General features: G+C 60.9%; 14 protein-coding genes. 4 read left to right on the top strand and 10 right to left on the bottom strand.

Annotation, left to right across the window (positions count from 1 at the left end):
- Positions 1-103 precede the first annotated feature (103 nt).
- From ACSQ17_RS16990 to ACSQ17_RS16975, 4 genes are all read right to left on the bottom strand, one after another.
- Entirely contained in the window at positions 104-5704 is a 5601-nt protein-coding gene (locus ACSQ17_RS16990) for a glycosyltransferase (protein ID WP_436069781.1), read from the bottom strand.
- A 71-nt stretch (positions 5705-5775) separates the two neighbouring features.
- Positions 5776-6186: a sugar 3,4-ketoisomerase gene (locus tag ACSQ17_RS16985; RefSeq protein ID WP_013714967.1), complete on the bottom strand. Its 411-nt coding sequence runs from the start codon at positions 6184-6186 to the stop codon at positions 5776-5778.
- A gap of 147 nt (positions 6187-6333) precedes the next feature.
- Positions 6334-7443 carry a DegT/DnrJ/EryC1/StrS family aminotransferase gene (locus ACSQ17_RS16980; protein ID WP_436069780.1) on the bottom strand — a complete coding sequence of 370 codons (1110 nt, stop codon included), beginning with the start codon at positions 7441-7443 and terminating at the stop codon, positions 6334-6336.
- Between the two features lies 1 nt (position 7444).
- Positions 7445-7909, bottom strand: coding sequence for an acyltransferase (locus tag ACSQ17_RS16975; RefSeq protein ID WP_436069779.1), 465 nt, complete (start codon positions 7907-7909; stop codon positions 7445-7447).
- Between the two features lie 128 nt (positions 7910-8037).
- On the opposite strand from ACSQ17_RS16975, the gene ACSQ17_RS16970 reads away from it, so the two are divergent.
- From ACSQ17_RS16970 to ACSQ17_RS16955, 4 genes are read left to right on the top strand one after another with little or no spacing between them, the layout of a single operon-like run.
- Entirely contained in the window at positions 8038-9102 is a 1065-nt protein-coding gene (locus tag ACSQ17_RS16970) for a CDP-glycerol glycerophosphotransferase family protein (RefSeq protein WP_436069778.1), read from the top strand.
- Entirely contained in the window at positions 9102-9623 is a 522-nt protein-coding gene (locus ACSQ17_RS16965; RefSeq protein WP_436069777.1) for an adenylyl-sulfate kinase, read from the top strand. Before ACSQ17_RS16970 ends, ACSQ17_RS16965 begins: the two co-directional genes overlap by 1 nt.
- Positions 9620-10195, top strand: a complete 576-nt coding sequence (locus ACSQ17_RS16960; RefSeq protein ID WP_436069776.1) for a hypothetical protein — start codon at positions 9620-9622, stop codon at positions 10193-10195. Before ACSQ17_RS16965 ends, ACSQ17_RS16960 begins: the two co-directional genes overlap by 4 nt.
- The gene (locus ACSQ17_RS16955) at positions 10192-10911 is read left to right on the top strand and encodes a formyltransferase family protein (RefSeq protein WP_436069775.1); all 720 of its coding nucleotides are present in this window, start codon (positions 10192-10194) and stop codon (positions 10909-10911) included. Before ACSQ17_RS16960 ends, ACSQ17_RS16955 begins: the two co-directional genes overlap by 4 nt.
- Before the next feature lie 15 nt (positions 10912-10926).
- On the opposite strand, the gene ACSQ17_RS16950 is transcribed toward ACSQ17_RS16955, so the two are convergent.
- The 6 genes from ACSQ17_RS16950 to flgL form a co-directional block, all read right to left on the bottom strand.
- Entirely contained in the window at positions 10927-11406 is a 480-nt protein-coding gene (locus tag ACSQ17_RS16950; RefSeq protein ID WP_436069774.1) for a hypothetical protein, read from the bottom strand.
- An 87-nt stretch (positions 11407-11493) separates the two neighbouring features.
- Positions 11494-12039, bottom strand: a complete 546-nt coding sequence (locus tag ACSQ17_RS16945; RefSeq protein ID WP_436069773.1) for a hypothetical protein — start codon at positions 12037-12039, stop codon at positions 11494-11496.
- A gap of 17 nt (positions 12040-12056) precedes the next feature.
- On the bottom strand, positions 12057-12797 hold the full coding sequence (locus ACSQ17_RS16940; RefSeq protein WP_436069772.1) for a phosphocholine cytidylyltransferase family protein: 741 nt from the start codon (positions 12795-12797) through the stop codon (positions 12057-12059).
- Between the two features lie 7 nt (positions 12798-12804).
- The gene (locus ACSQ17_RS16935) at positions 12805-13407 is read right to left on the bottom strand and encodes a gamma-glutamyl-gamma-aminobutyrate hydrolase family protein (RefSeq protein ID WP_436069771.1); all 603 of its coding nucleotides are present in this window, start codon (positions 13405-13407) and stop codon (positions 12805-12807) included.
- Positions 13404-15731, bottom strand: a complete 2328-nt coding sequence (locus ACSQ17_RS16930) for a PEP/pyruvate-binding domain-containing protein (RefSeq protein WP_436069770.1) — start codon at positions 15729-15731, stop codon at positions 13404-13406. The genes ACSQ17_RS16935 and ACSQ17_RS16930 overlap by 4 nt, the downstream gene beginning before the upstream one ends.
- Positions 15732-15801: 70 nt before the next feature.
- The gene (flgL, locus tag ACSQ17_RS16925; protein WP_436069769.1) at positions 15802-17049 is read right to left on the bottom strand and encodes a flagellar hook-associated protein FlgL; all 1248 of its coding nucleotides are present in this window, start codon (positions 17047-17049) and stop codon (positions 15802-15804) included.
- Positions 17050-17070 lie beyond the last annotated feature (21 nt).

The raw sequence follows: 17070 nt of genomic DNA, 5'->3' as shown, positions 1-17070 counted from the left end.
CACACCCTAATCCACGTCAGTTCTATCGGCACGATCAGCCCCAGCTTTAGCCACTCCTGAAAACGAGTCAGGCCGCTCGAAAGCGGCCTGATAGATGACCATGTCAGTCGGGAAGCCAGGCCGTTCGCCATGCGTGCAGGTTCTGGCCTTCGAGCATCCAGTCGCGCTGCACCACCCTACGCAATTCATCTCCCGCCTTGGCGCAGGCGTCGAGGTCAGCGAGGTGCATACGAATGGCGTCAACCCAATCGCGGAAACGGTTCTTGACCCGCGTCACGGGCAACCCATCCTGATAACAACGCACGTCACTGCAGATGACCGGGATCCCACAGGCGCCATACTCAAGTAAGCGTAGGTTGCTCTTACATTCATTGAATAAATTTTGCTCGACCGGCGCTAGGGCAAGGTCCAAACCCAAAGCCGCCAAGGCCTTGGGATAGCGATTGATCTCAACGCCTGGGTGAAACTCTTTTACGTGGGAGCGAAGTGCTTCTGGGCACATGCCAAAGAACACCCAGTCAACCTCGCTGGCCAACTCCTTGACAACGTCGGCGATCATTTCAAGGTCGCCGCTGTGACCGGCTCCGCCTGCCCAACCGACTCGTGGCCGGGTCGATATCCGGCGCAGGTTTTGCAAATCGCCCCACCAATGAGTCGGTAGATAATTGCGCACAACCCTAACCTGCTCATGCATGCCCACGAATGCTTCGGCAAGCGCATCGGTGGAGACCACGAAGCGGTCAACACAGGCAAAGCCTTGCCTCAATGATCGCAAGATATCCTTGGGCATATGTTGGCGATGGGCATTTTTCATTGGCAAGTTGGGCAAGTAATCATCCAACTCGTAGACTTTGAATGCTGACGAAAACGCCTTCATGCGCCGCATCGCAGCCAAGCGCTCATCACCAACCTGTCGCTGCAACAGAATCACATCGGGCTGATAGCGCTCAAGCTCGGTTAGCGGCAGCAAGCTTGTGGACATCGCACCCTCAATTAAACCCGCATCTTCCAGCGCCTTGAAAGGCTGGACAATTCGGTAATGTCCACAGCCGAAGAGATCGGCCGGATGCGCAAGAATCCGTGGTAACGGGCGCCAAGACTCTAACGGGCGCCAGGCCAAACCAGCGTCGGCCAGCTTGAAGCCGCCAGGCTGCATGAGGGAGAAATTAGCGTTATAAGCAGGGTCCCTAGCCAGCACGGGCAACCAACGGCTATACAGGACATTCTGCTCCTCTGCACTGGCAGGTACCGTCGTACTGGCATCCAGCATCAGCGTCGCATTGGCCGCCCAGACCGTCAGGTAACCCGCCCGCTGTGCGCGCAAGCAAAGATCTACATCCAGGTAGCACTCAGGCAGGTCGAGCGCACAGCCACCCAGCTCGGCATAAAGTTCACGCCGGATCATCAGGCATTCGCGACTGACGGCACTGTAGTTTTGATCCACACGCAAACGTTGCATGTAACCAGGCGAATCAAGTCTCTCACCTACAAAGGGGAATCCCACCGGCCCTTCAAGCCCCAGGATTTGGCCGGCGTGACGAATCGAGCCATCAGCTGCAATTAGCTTGGCACCCACCACCCCGACTTCTGGACGAAGAGCATGATTAAGCATCTCGTCCAACCAGGGCTCATCAATCACCGCAGTTTCCGCGGAGAGCATCAGCAAGAAATCACCTTTGGCTTGAGCTGCAGCACCATTTATGGTGCTGCCTACAAGCATCTGCTCCTCTTGCGGCCAAACAGCTTTCAATCGCAGCTCATCCAACCCGGCCATAGCTACCAGCCAGTCATGCACCTCTCTCGCGGCTGGGTCAGTCTCGATTAGCAGGAGTTCGTAGTTGGGGTAGCGGGTGCTTTCCAGCAAGCTTTCAACACAGCGCTGGAGTTGCGCAAGCTGGCTACCCGCCAACATCAAAATCGACACCTGAGGCTGTTGGGGGTGCCCATAACGAATGCGGTATTGCCCCGGTTGACTTGACTCGATATACGACTGTTCATAGCCCCGCGCCTGAAGATGGCGCAGGATCGCCCGACGCTCATCCTCGACATCTAAAAGCACTGGTGTCTCAGTAGTCAGCAGGGGCTCACTGACATGCCCCAGCCCAGCAAGACCGCCGTCAATTATTAACCGAAGGATCACATCCAATTCGACCGCACAAGGCAGCGCAGCATCGAACCCGCCAATCTGCAGCAAGAGATCACGGCGGAACAGCCAATGGTGGGCCATGCCGACAGGAAAGCTCAACAGATAATCCAGATTAAATGCCGGACGGAAACCGACACCTAATCCCCCATCGACCTGGCGATAAATCTGGTCGCAATACACGGCACGGCAATCAGGAGCAACAAGCAACTCCAAACTGGCTAGCAGCAAGCCATTGGCCGTAAAAACTTCACCTGCCTGGGCCAATATCAACCACTCAAACTCGGCATCCTGCAGCACCTGGTTAAGAACAGCCACCCAGGTATCGCAGGTAACAGCAACCTGCAGAACTCCATCAACCACCGTTGAACCACTGGCGGACAAGAGCAGCGGCTGTATATTGCTGTAGCCATTGTGCGATGCATGCAGGGACTCCAGGGTTTGCGCTCTCCCCTCTTCATCATCTTTAAGGTCAAGCACCACCACCCCAATACTTGGGCCACCCGCATGCACCTGCAGGCGCTCATCCAGCAGCCGCCGCTGAGTCGGGTTTAGCTCTCGTGCTTGCAACCAACCCCGTAGGCCTGCCTTGCGTGGCTGTTGAGCGCCATGGCCTAAACCTAAACGCTCAAGCATTTCCTGTCGCCCGGCACGCACTCGCTCGCTGCCCAAGTCAGAGTGGCGGCGGTACATCTCCTGATAGAGGCCACCGAAGTTTTTCTGCTCGCGGCCAAGCATGTGGTCCGAGCCTGTATTGGGTGCATCCCGCAGATGCACTTCAGCAGTTATGCGCGCCTGGTGTACAAAAGGGTAGCGGGCCGCAAGACGCAAGAGCATGTCCCAGTCTTCGAATGCTGTCAGGCCGGTATCAAAATCACCGACTTCTGCCAACATGCTGTGCGGATGTGCCCAAGTATTTACAGGAATGTAATTCTGTACGAACAGGCGTTCCTTATCAAAGGCCTCGTGAGTGAACGGCGCCTGCCGACTAAGCTCAATGCGTGCATCGTCCTGAAGCCGCTCGTTGATGTACTCAACCCCACTGTAAACCACACACTGCGGCTGACGCTCAAACACCTCGGCCAGGCTGGCGAGGTGATCTGGCAGGTAGAGGTCATCGTCATCCAGGTAACAGACGTAGCGTCCGCGCGCGAGCTTTAACCCGGCATTGCGCGCAACCGACAACCCCTGATTACGTCCCTGATAGAGGTAAGTAATCGGAAAGTCGTAGTCCACCAGCAGGTGCTCAACCGGCTCCCCATTATCGTTGATCAGGATGACTTCAAAATCGCGCAACGTCTGGGTGCCAACGCTTGCCAGAGCATCCTTTAGCAGATCGGGACGGTTGTAGGTGGTGAGAATTATGGAAAACAAACACTGTGCGACCGAATCATCGGCACTCTGCTCCAGTAGCGCGCGGCGTATGGCATCAATGCGCACTTGCAGCGGCGCCCTGACCTCCGCCGAGTAGGCCTCGATACGCTGACGATAGAGTTGCCAGATAGGTTGCGCGGCGTCCCGCATGCGCACACGGGTCGGCGCGTCATCCAGGCACATCTCGAGAATCTCGGTGTGCTCGCGCAGCGGACGGTCACTGCCATAGAAACTCTTGGAGATCTGTCCGCCGTGCACCCGATAGCCGACGCTGGGTTGGCGCAGGAATACGAAATCGGGCGCCACACGGGCCAGGCGAATCCATAGTTCCCAATCGCCAGCGAGCATGTCGTGGCGGTGGATGCCGCCTTCCGGCAGTGCGACGAGATGCAGTGCACTACGGCGCAACATGGCGGCGGAAGGCGTGATGTAGTTGTCGAAACACAGCAGGTCGATTACTTCGTCGCGCCCACCGCAATACGATGCGCGCCGGTGCCCTGGGTGATCCGCGTACTGCTGGCGTACCCCCTGCTCGTCGATCCAGTAGCACTGGGTATAGCCCAGCGCAGCCTGCGGACTGGCATCCATGGCCTCGACCAACGAGGCCAGGTGGCCCGGGTAGAGCACGTCATCGGAACCCAGTACCACCACGTAACGACCGCGCCCGGCCGCCACGCACTTATTGTAGTTGCCGGTCATGCCCAGGTTCTGGGGGTTGACCTCGAAATGCAGGCGCGGCTCGCCGGCATAGCGTTTCAGAACCTCCAGGCTGTCGTCTTTCGAGCAGTCGTCGTAGGCCACCACCTCGAGCCGTACACCCTCCTGAGCCAGGATCGAATCGAGGGTCTGAGCCAGGAATGCGGCATTGTTGTAGGACATCACCGCAACGGTGACATCTACGCCCTCCTCCTGTGGCTCGACAGAAAGCGGCTCGGCCAGCGTTCTGCGGCGCCGCCCGGCGAGCTCGCTCTGCAAAGTCGCGACGCCCAGCGGCTGCTCAGGCAGCGCCTGGCTGGCGCGCTGTGCATCCTGGGCCAGCCATTGGCGCAGGGCCTCGATGGGAATTTCTACGTTCCAGTGGTAGACAACGCTGTGGGTGCCAGGCAAGCCCTTGACCGGGTGATAGACCAAACGCACGCCCACCGCAGCAGCCAGGGCATGGAAGAACCAGTACCACATCTGCGGATTATCCTGGATCAGCATCACCAGGGTGCCGCCACGGGGCATCCACAGAAGATTGGCGGCAGCCGCGCCAGAACCGAGGATCGCCAGTTCGCAACCGGCTAGCGCACGCACCTGCGAGGCAAAGTCGCGCACCTCCGGCTGAAAGGCCTGAAAGCCATCGCGACTGAGCTCGCGGATCAGCTCCTGCTGGTTGACGATAGTACGGCCATTGCCGCCCGGCGGCCGAATCAGGTAGGCCTTGTCCTGGCCCTCGACCGCAGCGCAGCGGGCCTTGACCTGGCTGGCCATCCAGGCAATGGCCGGCGGATAGAGATGGTATTCGTCACCGCGATAGACGTAGCCGGCACGCGGCTCCCAGATATCGGCGGTGTCGGAGAAATGGTGCAGCACAGCCACCTGGCAAGCACTTCCCGGCGGCACGCAAAGCGTACGCTCACGCGGCCAGAACAAAGCCAGGGCATCCATGATAGAAGCCGGCAAGCCAGCCTCGACCAGCACCACGGTATCGTGTGGCAGGTCGGCCTGCTCGATCCAGTAGAAGCGCCCGAGCTTCTCGCTCAACCAGTGCGCATAGTTGCCGTTTTCCCAGCCGAAGAAGCTGATGGCATTGGCCACCTGCAACGACTCGCCCTTGCCGGCGAAAAACGCGCACGTGCCGTTGTCATCGACGCGCAACCCGTGTTTTTCATACCAGGCGTTATTCACTCGCCCAAGGTTGTCGTAAACGCCGTCGCAGACATACTCACCATTGGCGATATCGCCAATACCGGCCATGCCGGCGACCAGGCGCACATCGTGAAAGCGTCCGCGGTACTGAACCAACATGCGCTGCCGGGCCTGCCGCACGCTTTCCGGCAGAGAGAATCCCACCATCTCCAGCGGTGCCGGCGACCAGCTCTCGGCGGCAGCCAGCTCGGTCAGATCGACACAGCCCTTGGCGCTTCGGGCGGAAACGACCCTGGCGCTGACCACTGCGTCTGGCAGATGACTTCCCTGGGGCATGCAGAAAACTCCGATTGAAAAAAGTGAAAACAGCCAGCCGGGTTATGGCGGCCACAGGCCGCAATGGCGGATTACTTGCCGTTGGCAGCCAGGGAGAACTGGTCGTAGTCGCGGTAGTAATCGTCTTCGCTGTAGTGCTCGGACGCCAGCACCATGCACACCGAGCCGCTGGAGAAGTTGTCGATCTCGCGCCAGATCATCGGCGGAATATAAAGACCGTAATAGGAACGGTTGAGGTGGTACTTGAACTTGGTTCGCCCATCATCCAGCAGGATGTCGAAACTGCCCGACATGGCGATCAACAGCTGGTGCAGCCCCTTGTGAGCATGGCCGCCGCGGTGAGAGCCGCCGGGAACGTCATAGAGGTAGTAGACACGCTGGATATCGAAGGGAATGTGTCGCCCTCCCTCGATGAAAGTGAGGTTGCCACGCCGATCCTCGACGATTGGCAGATCGATGATCTTGCAGTGCTGAAGAGACATAGAAAGCTCCAAATACGCTGGTGTAAACCATTCCCGTCTGCCTCCCGATCACCTTCCAGGTGACCGAGCCCATGCAGTCGCTGCGTCAAGAAAACATGATAGACAGGGTCGTTATGCTCCAAAGCAAAACTCGAACCACCTTCCCTATCAGACGCGGAAAGCGTTGCACGCTTCAATGGTCTGCTCGACCCATTCATTTGCCATTCCCGGGTATAGCGGCAAGCTGAGCACCTCGCCAGCCAGGCGTTGCGAGAGCGGCAGGTGCCGGTCGGCAAACTCGGGGTAAGCGGCCTGGCGATGGATGGGAATCGGGTAGTGGATCAGGCTCGGTACGCCGTGACGCTCGAGATGCGCCTGCAAGGCCTCTCGTGCCTCGCAGCGTATGACGAACTGGTGCCAGACGTGGCTTCCGGACACGTGCGGAGCCTGGGGCAGTTGCAGATGCGGGTTGTCTATGCCGGCCAGATAACGCGCCGCCAGGTCGCGTCGGGCCAGGGCATCATCACCCAGACGCGCCAGCTTTACCCGCAAAAGCGCAGCCTGCAACTCGTCAAGGCGCGAATTGATGCCCTGCAACTCGTGCACGTACTTGCGGCTGGAGCCGTAGTTACGCAGCTTGCGCACCTGCTCGGCCAGATCATCGTCGTTGGTGGTCAGAGCACCGGCATCGCCAAGTGCGCCAAGGTTCTTTACCGGAAAAAAGCTGAAGCCTGCCGCATCGCCGAGGGCACCCGCAGCGTGCCCGCGGGCATCCACTGCGCCATGTGCCTGAGCTGCATCCTCGATCAGCAACAGCCCGTGCTGATCGGCGAGTGTGCGCAGACGCTGCATGTCAGCCAGACGCCCGTACAGGTGCACGGCGATGATTGCCCGTGTGCGCGGGCTGATTGCGGTCTCGACGGCAGCCGGATCGATGTTGAACGTGTCCGCCTCGGGCTCGACCAAGACCGGCGTCAGCCCAGCCTCACTGACGGCCAGCGCGGTGGCGACAAAGCTGTTGTCGGGCAGGATCACCTCGTCACCCTCGGCCAGACGCCCCAACTGCCGATAGCCACGCAAAATCAGGGTCAGTGCATCCAGGCCGTTGCCCACGCCGATGGCATGCGCCACTCCACAGGCAGCCGCGTACTCGGCCTCGAACGCGGCGACTTCGGTACCCAGTACATACCAGCCAGAACGCAGCACCCGCTGAAACGCCTCGGTCAGTGCTGCTTCATCGCGCCGGTTGATCCCGGCCAGATCGAGAAAAGGAAACATGTCACTCATCCAGGTAACGCACGATACGTGCAGGGTTGCCAACGACCAGCGCGCGGGCAGGAACGTCGCGGGTCACCACCGCGCCGGCGCCGACCATGGCACCGGCGCCTATGGTCAGGCCTGGCAGGATGACCGCCGCGGCACCAATGGAGGCGCCGCGTTCGATCACGGTCTGCGGGAAGCTGTCGGGATATTGCTTGGAACGCGGCAGTCGATCATTGGTGAAGGTAGCGTTGGGACCGATGAAAACATCGTCGGCGATACGCAGGCCGTCCCACAGGTACACGCCGCATTTCACCGTAACCCGATCACCGAGCACCACGTCGTTCTCGATGAAGCAGTGGGCGTTGATGTTGCAGTCACGACCGATGCGCGCCTGCGCAAGGATCACCACGAACTGCCAGACCGAGGTACCCTCACCAATAGACTGACTTTTGACGTCCGCGGACGGATGGATCGATGCCATGTATGGACTGCCCTTGAGAGAAGTTTCGAGCGTAGCAAGCCTAGCCTGAAGCGTCACGGAAGAAGCGCCTCAACCGCCGGTTAATTTCCAGTAACATGGCGCATCGGTAATCGCCAGGACGGGACGGCATGGCTAGCGAACTCGAACGCTTCGGTTTTCTGATCCACAACCCTGAGATGTTCAATCACTACCACGCGGTCTGGCAGCACCTGCCGGCAGGCAGCGTGGAGATCGCCGTTACCGGCAAGACGCAGCAGGACATCGACGCCGTGGTCGCCGGCTGCCAGCGGCATCAGTTGCCATGGCGCGACGCACGCGAAATGCTCGCCCGCAAGGAGCGCTACACCACCCTGGTGTCGAACTTCCCCCAGCATTACCTGCGTGGCGCAGACTCGCCCTACCTGCCCAAGTCCATCGGACGCTACAACCTACGGTTCATGTACGCCAACGGCAAGGCTGGCTGGAACTTCCAGTCCTGGAACCAGGTGTACGACAGCATCCTCTGCTTCGGCCCTTATCAGGCTGAGCACCTGGAATTCTGCCAGGACACGCTGAAGATCCAGATGGGCTACCCCCGCTTCGACCGTTTCTTCAACCAGCCGCTGGATCGCACAGCGCGCCTGACCGAGCTGAAACTCGACCCCAATCGGCAGACCGTGGTGTGGCTGCCGACCTGGAGCACGCTCAGCTCGATCGACCTGTTCGCTGCCGCCGTCGCACGTTTGCAGGCGCGCTACAACGTCATCGTCAAACCCCACCCGATCACCATCACCGAAGAACCAGCGCGCATGCGCGAGCTGGAGCGCTTTGCCTGCGTGATCCGCGAACACATCGACAACGTCGAACTGTTCCAGCTTGCCGACTTCCTGCTGTGCGACTACGGCGGCTCTGCCTTCGGCGGCATCTACACTGATCGCAACGTGCTGCTGCTCGACCTGCCCAATGCCGAGGCCGACCCGTTGATGGGTGAGGACTCTTCGGACATCTGGCTGCGAAAGTACCTGCCGCACCTTGGCGCCCAGCACAGCGGCCGTCTCGAAGAGTTGCTGGAGGATGCCAGCCTGTGGGAGGCCCAGCGGCCGATCCGCAAGACCCTCAGCCAGTACTACTTCGCGCCATTCTACGGTTATGCCGGCCAGGTCGCCGCCGTGGCAATCGCCAACAGCGCCCGTTCCCTGGCAGGGAGAGGCTGATGGTCATCTGGCTGATCGGCCTGTCCGGTTCGGGCAAGACCACGCTCGGACGCGAGATAACCCACCAATGGAAGCTGCAGACGCCCAATACCCTGCTGGTGGATGGCGACGAAGTTCGGCGCATCTTCCGCCAGGACACCCAGGCTGCGGACTACAGCCTGGCTGGGCGACGCCTCAACGCCGAGCGCATCTTCGAACTGTGCGCATGGCTCGATGCGCAGGAAATCAACGTGGTGTGCAGCATCCTGTCGGTCTTTCCGGATCTGCGCGATCTGAACCGTACGCGCTTTCGCCACTACTACGAGGTCTACCTCAATCCACCCATGCAGACGCTGGTCGAACGCGACACCAAGGGGCTCTACAGCAAGGCTCTGGCCGGCGAGATGAGCGACATGGTGGGCGTGGACATTCCCTTCCCGGCCCCCACCGCAGCCGATCTGGAAATCGATACCAGCCATCCGGCCGACATCGCCGAACTGGCACGTGACATCCTCCAACGGGCACAGGGGTCGGTGGTATGAGCGATATCGACTACCCCTATAGCAAGGGTGATCGGCTCGAAGAACGCAACACCTACTTCTACAGCCAGTACCACGGAGCGGCCTTCTTCCCGGCCTGGCGCGCGAGCCGTCAGGCAGCGCTGGAGGAGCTACCGTCAGCGCGCCTCGTACCGTTACCGGTAGCCCCCAAACACGGCGAAAACACTCAGGATACAGCCGAGCTGCTGGCCGAGCTGCTGCATGCGGCCGCGGATGCGCCCGGCAAGCGGCGTCTAGCCGAACGCCTGCTAAAGCGCTTCGAAGTCAGCAAGCGCCTGCATCGTCGCTACGATAGCGATTTCAAGGCCGTCGCCGACAGCGGCTATGACGACCTGAATCTTTACCTGCATTTCGCCGCACTGTGCCTGCACCAGGCCGAACAGCCTTGCGCATTACCCTTTCTCAATGGCCTCCTCAAGGTCATCGACAGCTTGATCTCGATCCACCCGCGCCTGACCCCGGCCCAGGGCGCTCAACTCGCCTGGCTGATCGCCGCCGAGCAGGACTGGGTCACTCGTATTGCCGCGCAGGCCAAAGTGGAGATCGCCCCATGACCCACCTCGACGACGTTATGCTGATCGCGGCACACAGCGCACGCAGCCAGGCCTACGTACAGACCCTGGCCGCCCACGGGCTTATGCCGTCCCATGCGTTGCTGCTCGGCGATGCGGCGCCAGCCTGCACGGCACCGAGCGAGCCGGCCCGCGAGCTGATGGGGGTTCTGCTGCCGGATCTGGGTATCCCCCTCAGCCGCACCCTGGCCGACTGCGCTGTACCGGTCACTTATCTGGAAACGCGCGACATCAACGATCAGCAGGTCATCGAAGCCGTGCGTGAACGGGCGCCGCGTCTGGTGATCTTCTCCGGCTATGGCGGGCAAATCGTCAAGCCGCCACTGATCGCGCTGGGCATACCGCTGCTGCACGTACACAGCGGCTGGCTACCCGAATACCGTGGCAGCACGACCGTCTACTACAGCCTGCTGGAGGAAGGTACTTGCGCCGCCAGCGCCATCCTGCTCGACACCCACATCGACACCGGCCCGGTACTCGCCCGCAAGCGCTATCCGCCGCCGCCGCGGGGCACAGACATCGATCGCCGCTACGACACGGCCATCCGCGCCGACCTGCTGCTGGAGGTGCTGCGTGGCTATCAGGCCAGCGGCGAGTTGGAGGTGGTAATGCAGCAAGACGCCGAACAGGGCAACACCTATTACGTCATCCATCCGGTGCTCAAGCACCTGGCGTTGCTGAGCCTGCCCGAGGCCTGAATCTGCCTGACCGGTTCAGGCGAACGGCTCGCCCTGATAGCTGTAACGCTGGCGAGCATGCGGGAGGTTCATGCAGCGCTGAACGCAAGGGAGCACCTCTGGACGCCGACGCAGAACGACAAACAACTTGTCGATGTCATGACTGGGCACGAATGCCCGCGTCATCTTGGAGTCCTGCAGCTCGAAGTAACGCGCCATGATGTCGAACTTGCGGTCCAGATCACCGTCGTCGCCTGCCGCGCCAGTGCCTGCGCCGAACACATTGTGGCTCTCGAACAGCAGCAAGCCATCGTCCTGCGTTAAACACCAGAGTTTGGCCACGAAGTTCTCGAACTCGACGGCCAGGTTTCCGTCGATGGTGCAGTGGTTAGCGAATGAGAGAACCACGTCATAGCGCCGGTTCGGCCTCCAACTGCTGAAATCTGCGACATGGAAATTCACATTGTGCTGGCCCAGCGCTTCAGCGGTGATACGGCCGATCTCCAGCACGCTCATTCCATCGTTCAGCCAGGGTATAAAAGCGTAGCCGTCCAGACGCTCCTCGGTCGGCTTGACGCCGGCGATACCGAATCGGGCATAGTCCTAGTAAGCGTATCCGCCGCAGTAGGGCTTGCACCACTGTTTGTTCTGCATATCCAGCAAAGCGAAAACGCGCTCGACCAGATCGATGCGCTCGGGCACGACCAGTTGCGTCACCAGCAGGTCACGCCAGGTGTAGTAGCGCGCCAGGAAGGCAAAGGGTGCACCGCCGTTCGGGTTGCCGCTTCTGAGGTAAGCAAGCAGGCGATGCATCAGGGTGCCGTGCTGCTCGGCATCCCCCTGCTCCAGCACCCACTGAGCACTGTCGTTCTCGGTCTGCACGCGAACATCCGGCACCCAAAGCCGTTCCTGCAAGCGTTGCAGGAGCTGGCGCATTTCCGGATGCTGCACACAGCCGTCAGGCCAGAGCGCCTCTAGGTACACAGGGTTGAGTAGCACCCTCAGGCACAGCTGTTCCCAGAGCAAGTCGGCTTCCTGCGCCTCCATCGTCCTCAAGCACTCCAGCGCCTGCTGCTCCAGAGGATCGGCAGGACGGGGAAAACGCTTGAAAATGGCCAACACCGTGTCGATGGGGAAACATAGTGGCATGAAGGCAGCTCCAGAACTCAGGGGGCAATTGCAGCGAGAGGCATAATCCGATGATAGAGCGCCAGGTCGTCGGCGGCGTCCACCTCCCCCCACGACCCTTGCACCGGCGACACAGCAATCGGCATACCAGCCTGCAACAGCAGCCGCAGCAGTCTGGTCATGTCCAGGCGATCCACCGCGTCGTCACCGAGCCGCTGCAGCAACTCGCGCACCTGTGCCCAGCCGACCGGAGTGAATTTGAGCAGGCCCATGTACTGCCCCTCGATCTCGGCTGCGCTTTGGCAGCGCTCGCCAATAGTCGCCAGATTGCCATTGGCATCCAGGCGAAAACTCTCAGCATCGGCCAGCGGATCCGCGAAACGCTGCGACCAAAGCGCATACCAGTGCGGGTCGTAGGCAATCGCCAGGTCCGCCTCGACCCGGCTCAGCGCGACCACGGTGGCGGCGCTGTAGAAGATGTCGCTGTAACAGACGATGCACGCCTCCGTCGCCAGCCAAGCGTCCGCGGCCAGCAGCGTGCGCACCATGTTGCTCTGTTGCCAGCGCGTGTTCTCGAAATAGGTCAACGGCTCGTCAAAGCATTCACCGCGATAGCCCCGCACCAGGCCCAGGCGCTCGATTCCGGCGCCACGCAGCGCGCCCAGCTGCCAGTCCAGCAGGCGGCGACCGTGCAGGCGGGCGAAACACTTAGGTTGCTCGGCGGTTAGCTCGCCCATGCGACTGCCGCGCCCGGCGGCAAGGATGATGGCTCGTGTCATGTAAAGCTCATTCCTTGTTAAGACAGCGATTCAGAAGCAGACCGTCCAGCTCGGCGAAAGGCATTTCCCGCTCGGGGTGCCACATCACGCCAAGCAGAGGCAGTTGCGGGTGAAAGAAGGCCTCGATTACGCCATCCTCGCTGCATGCCAGGACTTCCAGTGGCGCGATCAGCGAACGGCAGCCCCATTGGTGATAGCTGTTGACCTCCGCCTCGCGCCCGTCGATCACCAAGCGGTGACGCGTACCAACATGCCCAGCCATCCGTTCGAGACGATTGCCAAAGGCATCAAGCAGCAATTGTGCCCCACGGCACAAGGCAAACAGCGGCACCCGCTCGGCCATGGCTCGCGCCAGCAACGCACGTTCGACAGCGTCACGCTCCGGAGCATCGCCACCGTACTCGGCAAGATCGTTGCCGCCGCTGAGCACCACCGCGCGGGGCTTCAACTGCGTCCACAAGGCATCCACTCGTTCAGGGCGATTGGGCACCGGCACCGGTAACAGTCCATGGCTCGCCAGCCAGTCCGGCAGGCGCTGATCCAGCGCATCACGCCGCTCGCCCCGGTCGGCCAGCACATCTACGCGCTGGCTGACCAGCACCACCCTCACCGCAACACCTCGACGCGCCGGTTGGCGCAGTCGATGTTGAGCATCTGCGCCGCAGCCCACTTGCGGTAGAGCACCTCTCCTGCCCCGATCACGGCCGGCAGGCCGAGTTCGTTGGCGCGGATGGCCATGTGCGAATTGGTGCCGCCATAGGCGGTAATAAAGCCAGCGATAGAGTGGGAGAAGATCCAATCGAACCCAGGATCGGCGCTGGGGATCATGACGATAGCGCCCTGCAGCTGGTCGCGCTGGTGGTAGTCCATCACCGCGCCGATCACCTGACGCTGGGTGATGAAGTTCGGCTCGGCCTGCGGCAGATGGAAACAGAAGGCGTCCTCGGCGCTGGTGATCAGCGGCGGCAGCACGATCTGGCAGGTTTCGCCGTAGCGCCGGCGCCCTTCCTCGATACTGGCGGCGATCAGCTCCCTGGGGTCGGCACTGGCAGCATGCAGCTCCTTGATCACCTGGATGTTGGCGTAGGACATGTCCTCGGCGCTGAACCCCAGGTCATGGCCCAGCTCACGGAACAGTGACAGCGCATCGGACAGGTTGCGCGTGAACACGAATTTGGCGTATTCGCGCAACTCGATACCGGCCTGAAGAAAATCAAACAGCCCCACCACGTCGTGTGACAGCCCGTGCTCGCTGAGCAGGCGACTGATCTCGCGCATCTGTGCCAGCGATAGAGCGAAACGCGTGCTGTCGTGACGCGTCTCGACCGCCAGGTTGTGCCAATCAAAATAGAGATCGGGAGCCTCGTCGTAGCGCGGCGACAGGATGTCGTAGGTGCCCGGCCGCAGGTGACCGTAGCGGGCCAAGAAGGTGGTGCGATCCAGCTGCGCCAGATCCTGAGTCATCTGCCCGCTGACCGTGGACAGGCCATTGAGAAAGGCATCGTATTCGCTCTGGTCGAGCACGCCCACGGTGACCAGCGAGCGTAGTAGTTGCACCGCAATGAAACCGGCCCGCGCCAACCCTGCGAACGGTAGCGTGCCATAGCGACGGCAGTCTTCCAACAGCCAGTAGATGCGCGTAACCGGATCGGTATCGGCACCGAGTATCTCGTCGCGCCTAGCCAGCAACACGTCGAGCTTCTGCCGGTCGGTGCGCCACAGACCGGTTTCGTTGTGCACAATACGATTAGTCAATTCGCGCAGACTGTCGCCCAGGCGCCGGCACTCGGCCTCGGTAAAACCGGCGCCCTGCAGGTCCTGCAGGCGCTGCGGCAGATCCAGCGTGTAGCAGGAGAAGACGATCTCAAACTCGACCTTGTCATGCAGATTGGGCGCGGCCAACAGACGCTCGATGTAGTAGTTGACTAGCTTGTCGGCCAGGGCACCGTCGATGTCGCGCGGGATGAAGGAGTTGAAGCTGACGCGCACATCGATGTAAGGCAGCCCATGGAAATGCAGCATCAACGGGAAGCTGCGCAGATTGCGGTAGCCATAGTTGTTGCGCTGGTAGGCCCAGATCATGTCGGTGACCAATTCGCGGTACAGCGACAGCGCCAGCGGCCGCGGTCGCACGCCGATGATTTCGGCCGGGTTCCAGTCCGGCATCACCCCGAATACGGTGCGCTCGCCATGTAGAAAGGGCTGCGGACGAATACCTTGGGCAATACGGTCATGGATCAGGCGAACCAGCTTGCCATGCGCCTGGGCATCGGCCGGTTCGGCGCCGAGCACCAGCGGCCTCACCTGCAGTAGATACAGTCGTGCCTGCGCATCCACGGCAAACTCGATGTCCATGGCCTGCCGCCCGAACAGCGCCTGCAACTCGCGCAACAGCGCCACCACGGGCGCCAGCGAAGACGGCAGCTCACTGGCAGCATGATGTGCATAGAAGGTGCGCAGCTCGTTGGAGCGCCCGGAAGTCACGGCATCGGTGCGCCCACTGCTCTCGTCGTAGTTGATCACGAAGTACGGCGCCAAGGTGGCCGGATCGAGGCCAAAACCAACACCTGCCATGCGCACATCGCCGACCATAGGTTGAACGAAGACCTGATCGTACTCACTGGCGCCCAGTCCACCCATCGACTCGAGCACCTGCTCGATGGCCGCAGGCAAGCCGTCGGAGTCGACGTTCAGGCAGGAGTCAAACGCTCCGGCCGCCGAAGACTGCTCGCCGTCCTCACGGCAGCTGCTGCTGCGTACCGCCATGCTGGCCCAGCCGTACGTGAGCACCTCGGCTAGGCAGGCGTCAGCCCTCTCGCGCCATTGCGCGACACTGAAGAGCACCTGCGGGAGCACGCAAGCGCTGTGCAGACGGCCGTCGAGCAGAGCGAGTGAACCCGCCTTGGTAGAAAAAGCCAGAATCTGTTCGGTCATGCGCTGCCATATACCTGATGAGTAGAACGTGCACTAGCGCTACGACGCACGGCCTGGCGACTGCAGCCAATCACATCTTATTAAACAAATTCAAACTTGCAATCTTCACATAACTCTGCTGCGATGCTTCCAGAATGATCGTCTGAAACGACAGCCGCGACAAGGCTTCAGGATAGTCCAGCTCACGCAGGTCGGCCTGGATGCCTTTGTTCACCAGAGCAACGTCCTCGTTGTCGGTGAGGGTGGTCTCGATCACGTTAAGCCGCGCGCCGATGGCGCCGCGTACGCTGTCGACATTGATCATGCCGTTATCCAGGTTGGTGAGCCCCACCGCAACGCTATCGCGGATCTGCGCATCGGTGCTGGCGGGATCCTCCAGGGTGCGGCGTAGGGTGGCGATGGTATCGAGAATACCTTGCTTCTGCCGCGCCGGGTCGACCGTGACCTGCAAGCTTTCTCCACCCAATGCGGTGCCGTCAAACAGAACACTAACCCCTCGAAAAACCATCTGATCACGAGTATCCGGATCATCGTCAAGGGTACCACTGGCCAGGACCGGTGCCGGGGCTGCGGCACCGATCTCGAACACCTCATAGCTGTTGGCATCTGGGTTACCGAAGATGACCTCCACCCCTGCCTCAGGGAAAGGCGGCGTACTGCCGAAGGCCACTTCATCTTGCACCAGGGGCGCCGAGGCACGAAGCGTGGAGCCAGGCGCTCCAGTGAGGTCCAGGGCACCATCTAGACGCCCGGCATTAACGATGTTTTCAAAAATCGCTTTGCCACTGTCGCTGATCGGTACTTGCAGGGAGCTGGCGATCTGCAGCTTGCGCTGGCCTTCATCGCCCTGGTAACTGTAGGAGCCGTCTCCATCCCGCACGAAGGCCTGGGTTTTTCCCTGAAACCCGGAGAATAGATATTCGCCTCGCGCGTTGCGCGTATTGACCAGCGAGAACAGCTCCTCTTCACGCTCAACCAGCTCAGCGGCGATGGATTCTCGGTCTTCCTTACTCAGCGCCCCATTGCCCGCCTGTACCGTCAGCTCGCGCACGCGCTGCAGGACGGTGTTGACCGAGTTGAGCGTGACTTCCTCCTGCGTCAGGCTGCTGTTGGCCGCGGCCAGGTTCTCGTTGTACTGCCCCAGCACGCTCTGCTGCTGCTCGAGTTGCAACAGACGCACGGAGGCAACCGGATCATCCGCAGGTGTAAGGATGCGATTGCCGGTACTGATTTGCTCTTGCGTACGCGTCACGTCGGCATAGTTGCGCTGCAGGCCGGTGACGCCATTGTTGAATGCCTGGATCGTGGAGATGCGCATGAAACCTTACCTCATGGATGC

Source organism: Pseudomonas sp. LjRoot71, assembly GCF_964253255.1.
In the GTDB taxonomy this organism is placed as follows: domain Bacteria; phylum Pseudomonadota; class Gammaproteobacteria; order Pseudomonadales; family Pseudomonadaceae; genus Aquipseudomonas.
This window is presented reverse-complemented; position numbering and strand designations above follow the sequence as displayed.

Coding starts and splice junctions, on each gene's coding strand:
- ACSQ17_RS16990 (WP_436069781.1), bottom strand. CDS start 5,704: ATGCCCCAGGGAAGTCATCTGCCAGACGCAGTGGTCAGCGCCAGGGTC.
- ACSQ17_RS16985 (WP_013714967.1), bottom strand. CDS start 6,186: ATGTCTCTTCAGCACTGCAAGATCATCGATCTGCCAATCGTCGAGGAT.
- ACSQ17_RS16980 (WP_436069780.1), bottom strand. CDS start 7,443: ATGTTTCCTTTTCTCGATCTGGCCGGGATCAACCGGCGCGATGAAGCA.
- ACSQ17_RS16975 (WP_436069779.1), bottom strand. CDS start 7,909: ATGGCATCGATCCATCCGTCCGCGGACGTCAAAAGTCAGTCTATTGGT.
- ACSQ17_RS16970 (WP_436069778.1), top strand. CDS start 8,038: ATGGCTAGCGAACTCGAACGCTTCGGTTTTCTGATCCACAACCCTGAG.
- ACSQ17_RS16965 (WP_436069777.1), top strand. CDS start 9,102: ATGGTCATCTGGCTGATCGGCCTGTCCGGTTCGGGCAAGACCACGCTC.
- ACSQ17_RS16960 (WP_436069776.1), top strand. CDS start 9,620: ATGAGCGATATCGACTACCCCTATAGCAAGGGTGATCGGCTCGAAGAA.
- ACSQ17_RS16955 (WP_436069775.1), top strand. CDS start 10,192: ATGACCCACCTCGACGACGTTATGCTGATCGCGGCACACAGCGCACGC.
- ACSQ17_RS16950 (WP_436069774.1), bottom strand. CDS start 11,406: ATGAGCGTGCTGGAGATCGGCCGTATCACCGCTGAAGCGCTGGGCCAG.
- ACSQ17_RS16945 (WP_436069773.1), bottom strand. CDS start 12,039: ATGCCACTATGTTTCCCCATCGACACGGTGTTGGCCATTTTCAAGCGT.
- ACSQ17_RS16940 (WP_436069772.1), bottom strand. CDS start 12,797: ATGACACGAGCCATCATCCTTGCCGCCGGGCGCGGCAGTCGCATGGGC.
- ACSQ17_RS16930 (WP_436069770.1), bottom strand. CDS start 15,731: ATGACCGAACAGATTCTGGCTTTTTCTACCAAGGCGGGTTCACTCGCT.
- flgL (WP_436069769.1), bottom strand. CDS start 17,049: ATGCGCATCTCCACGATCCAGGCATTCAACAATGGCGTCACCGGCCTG.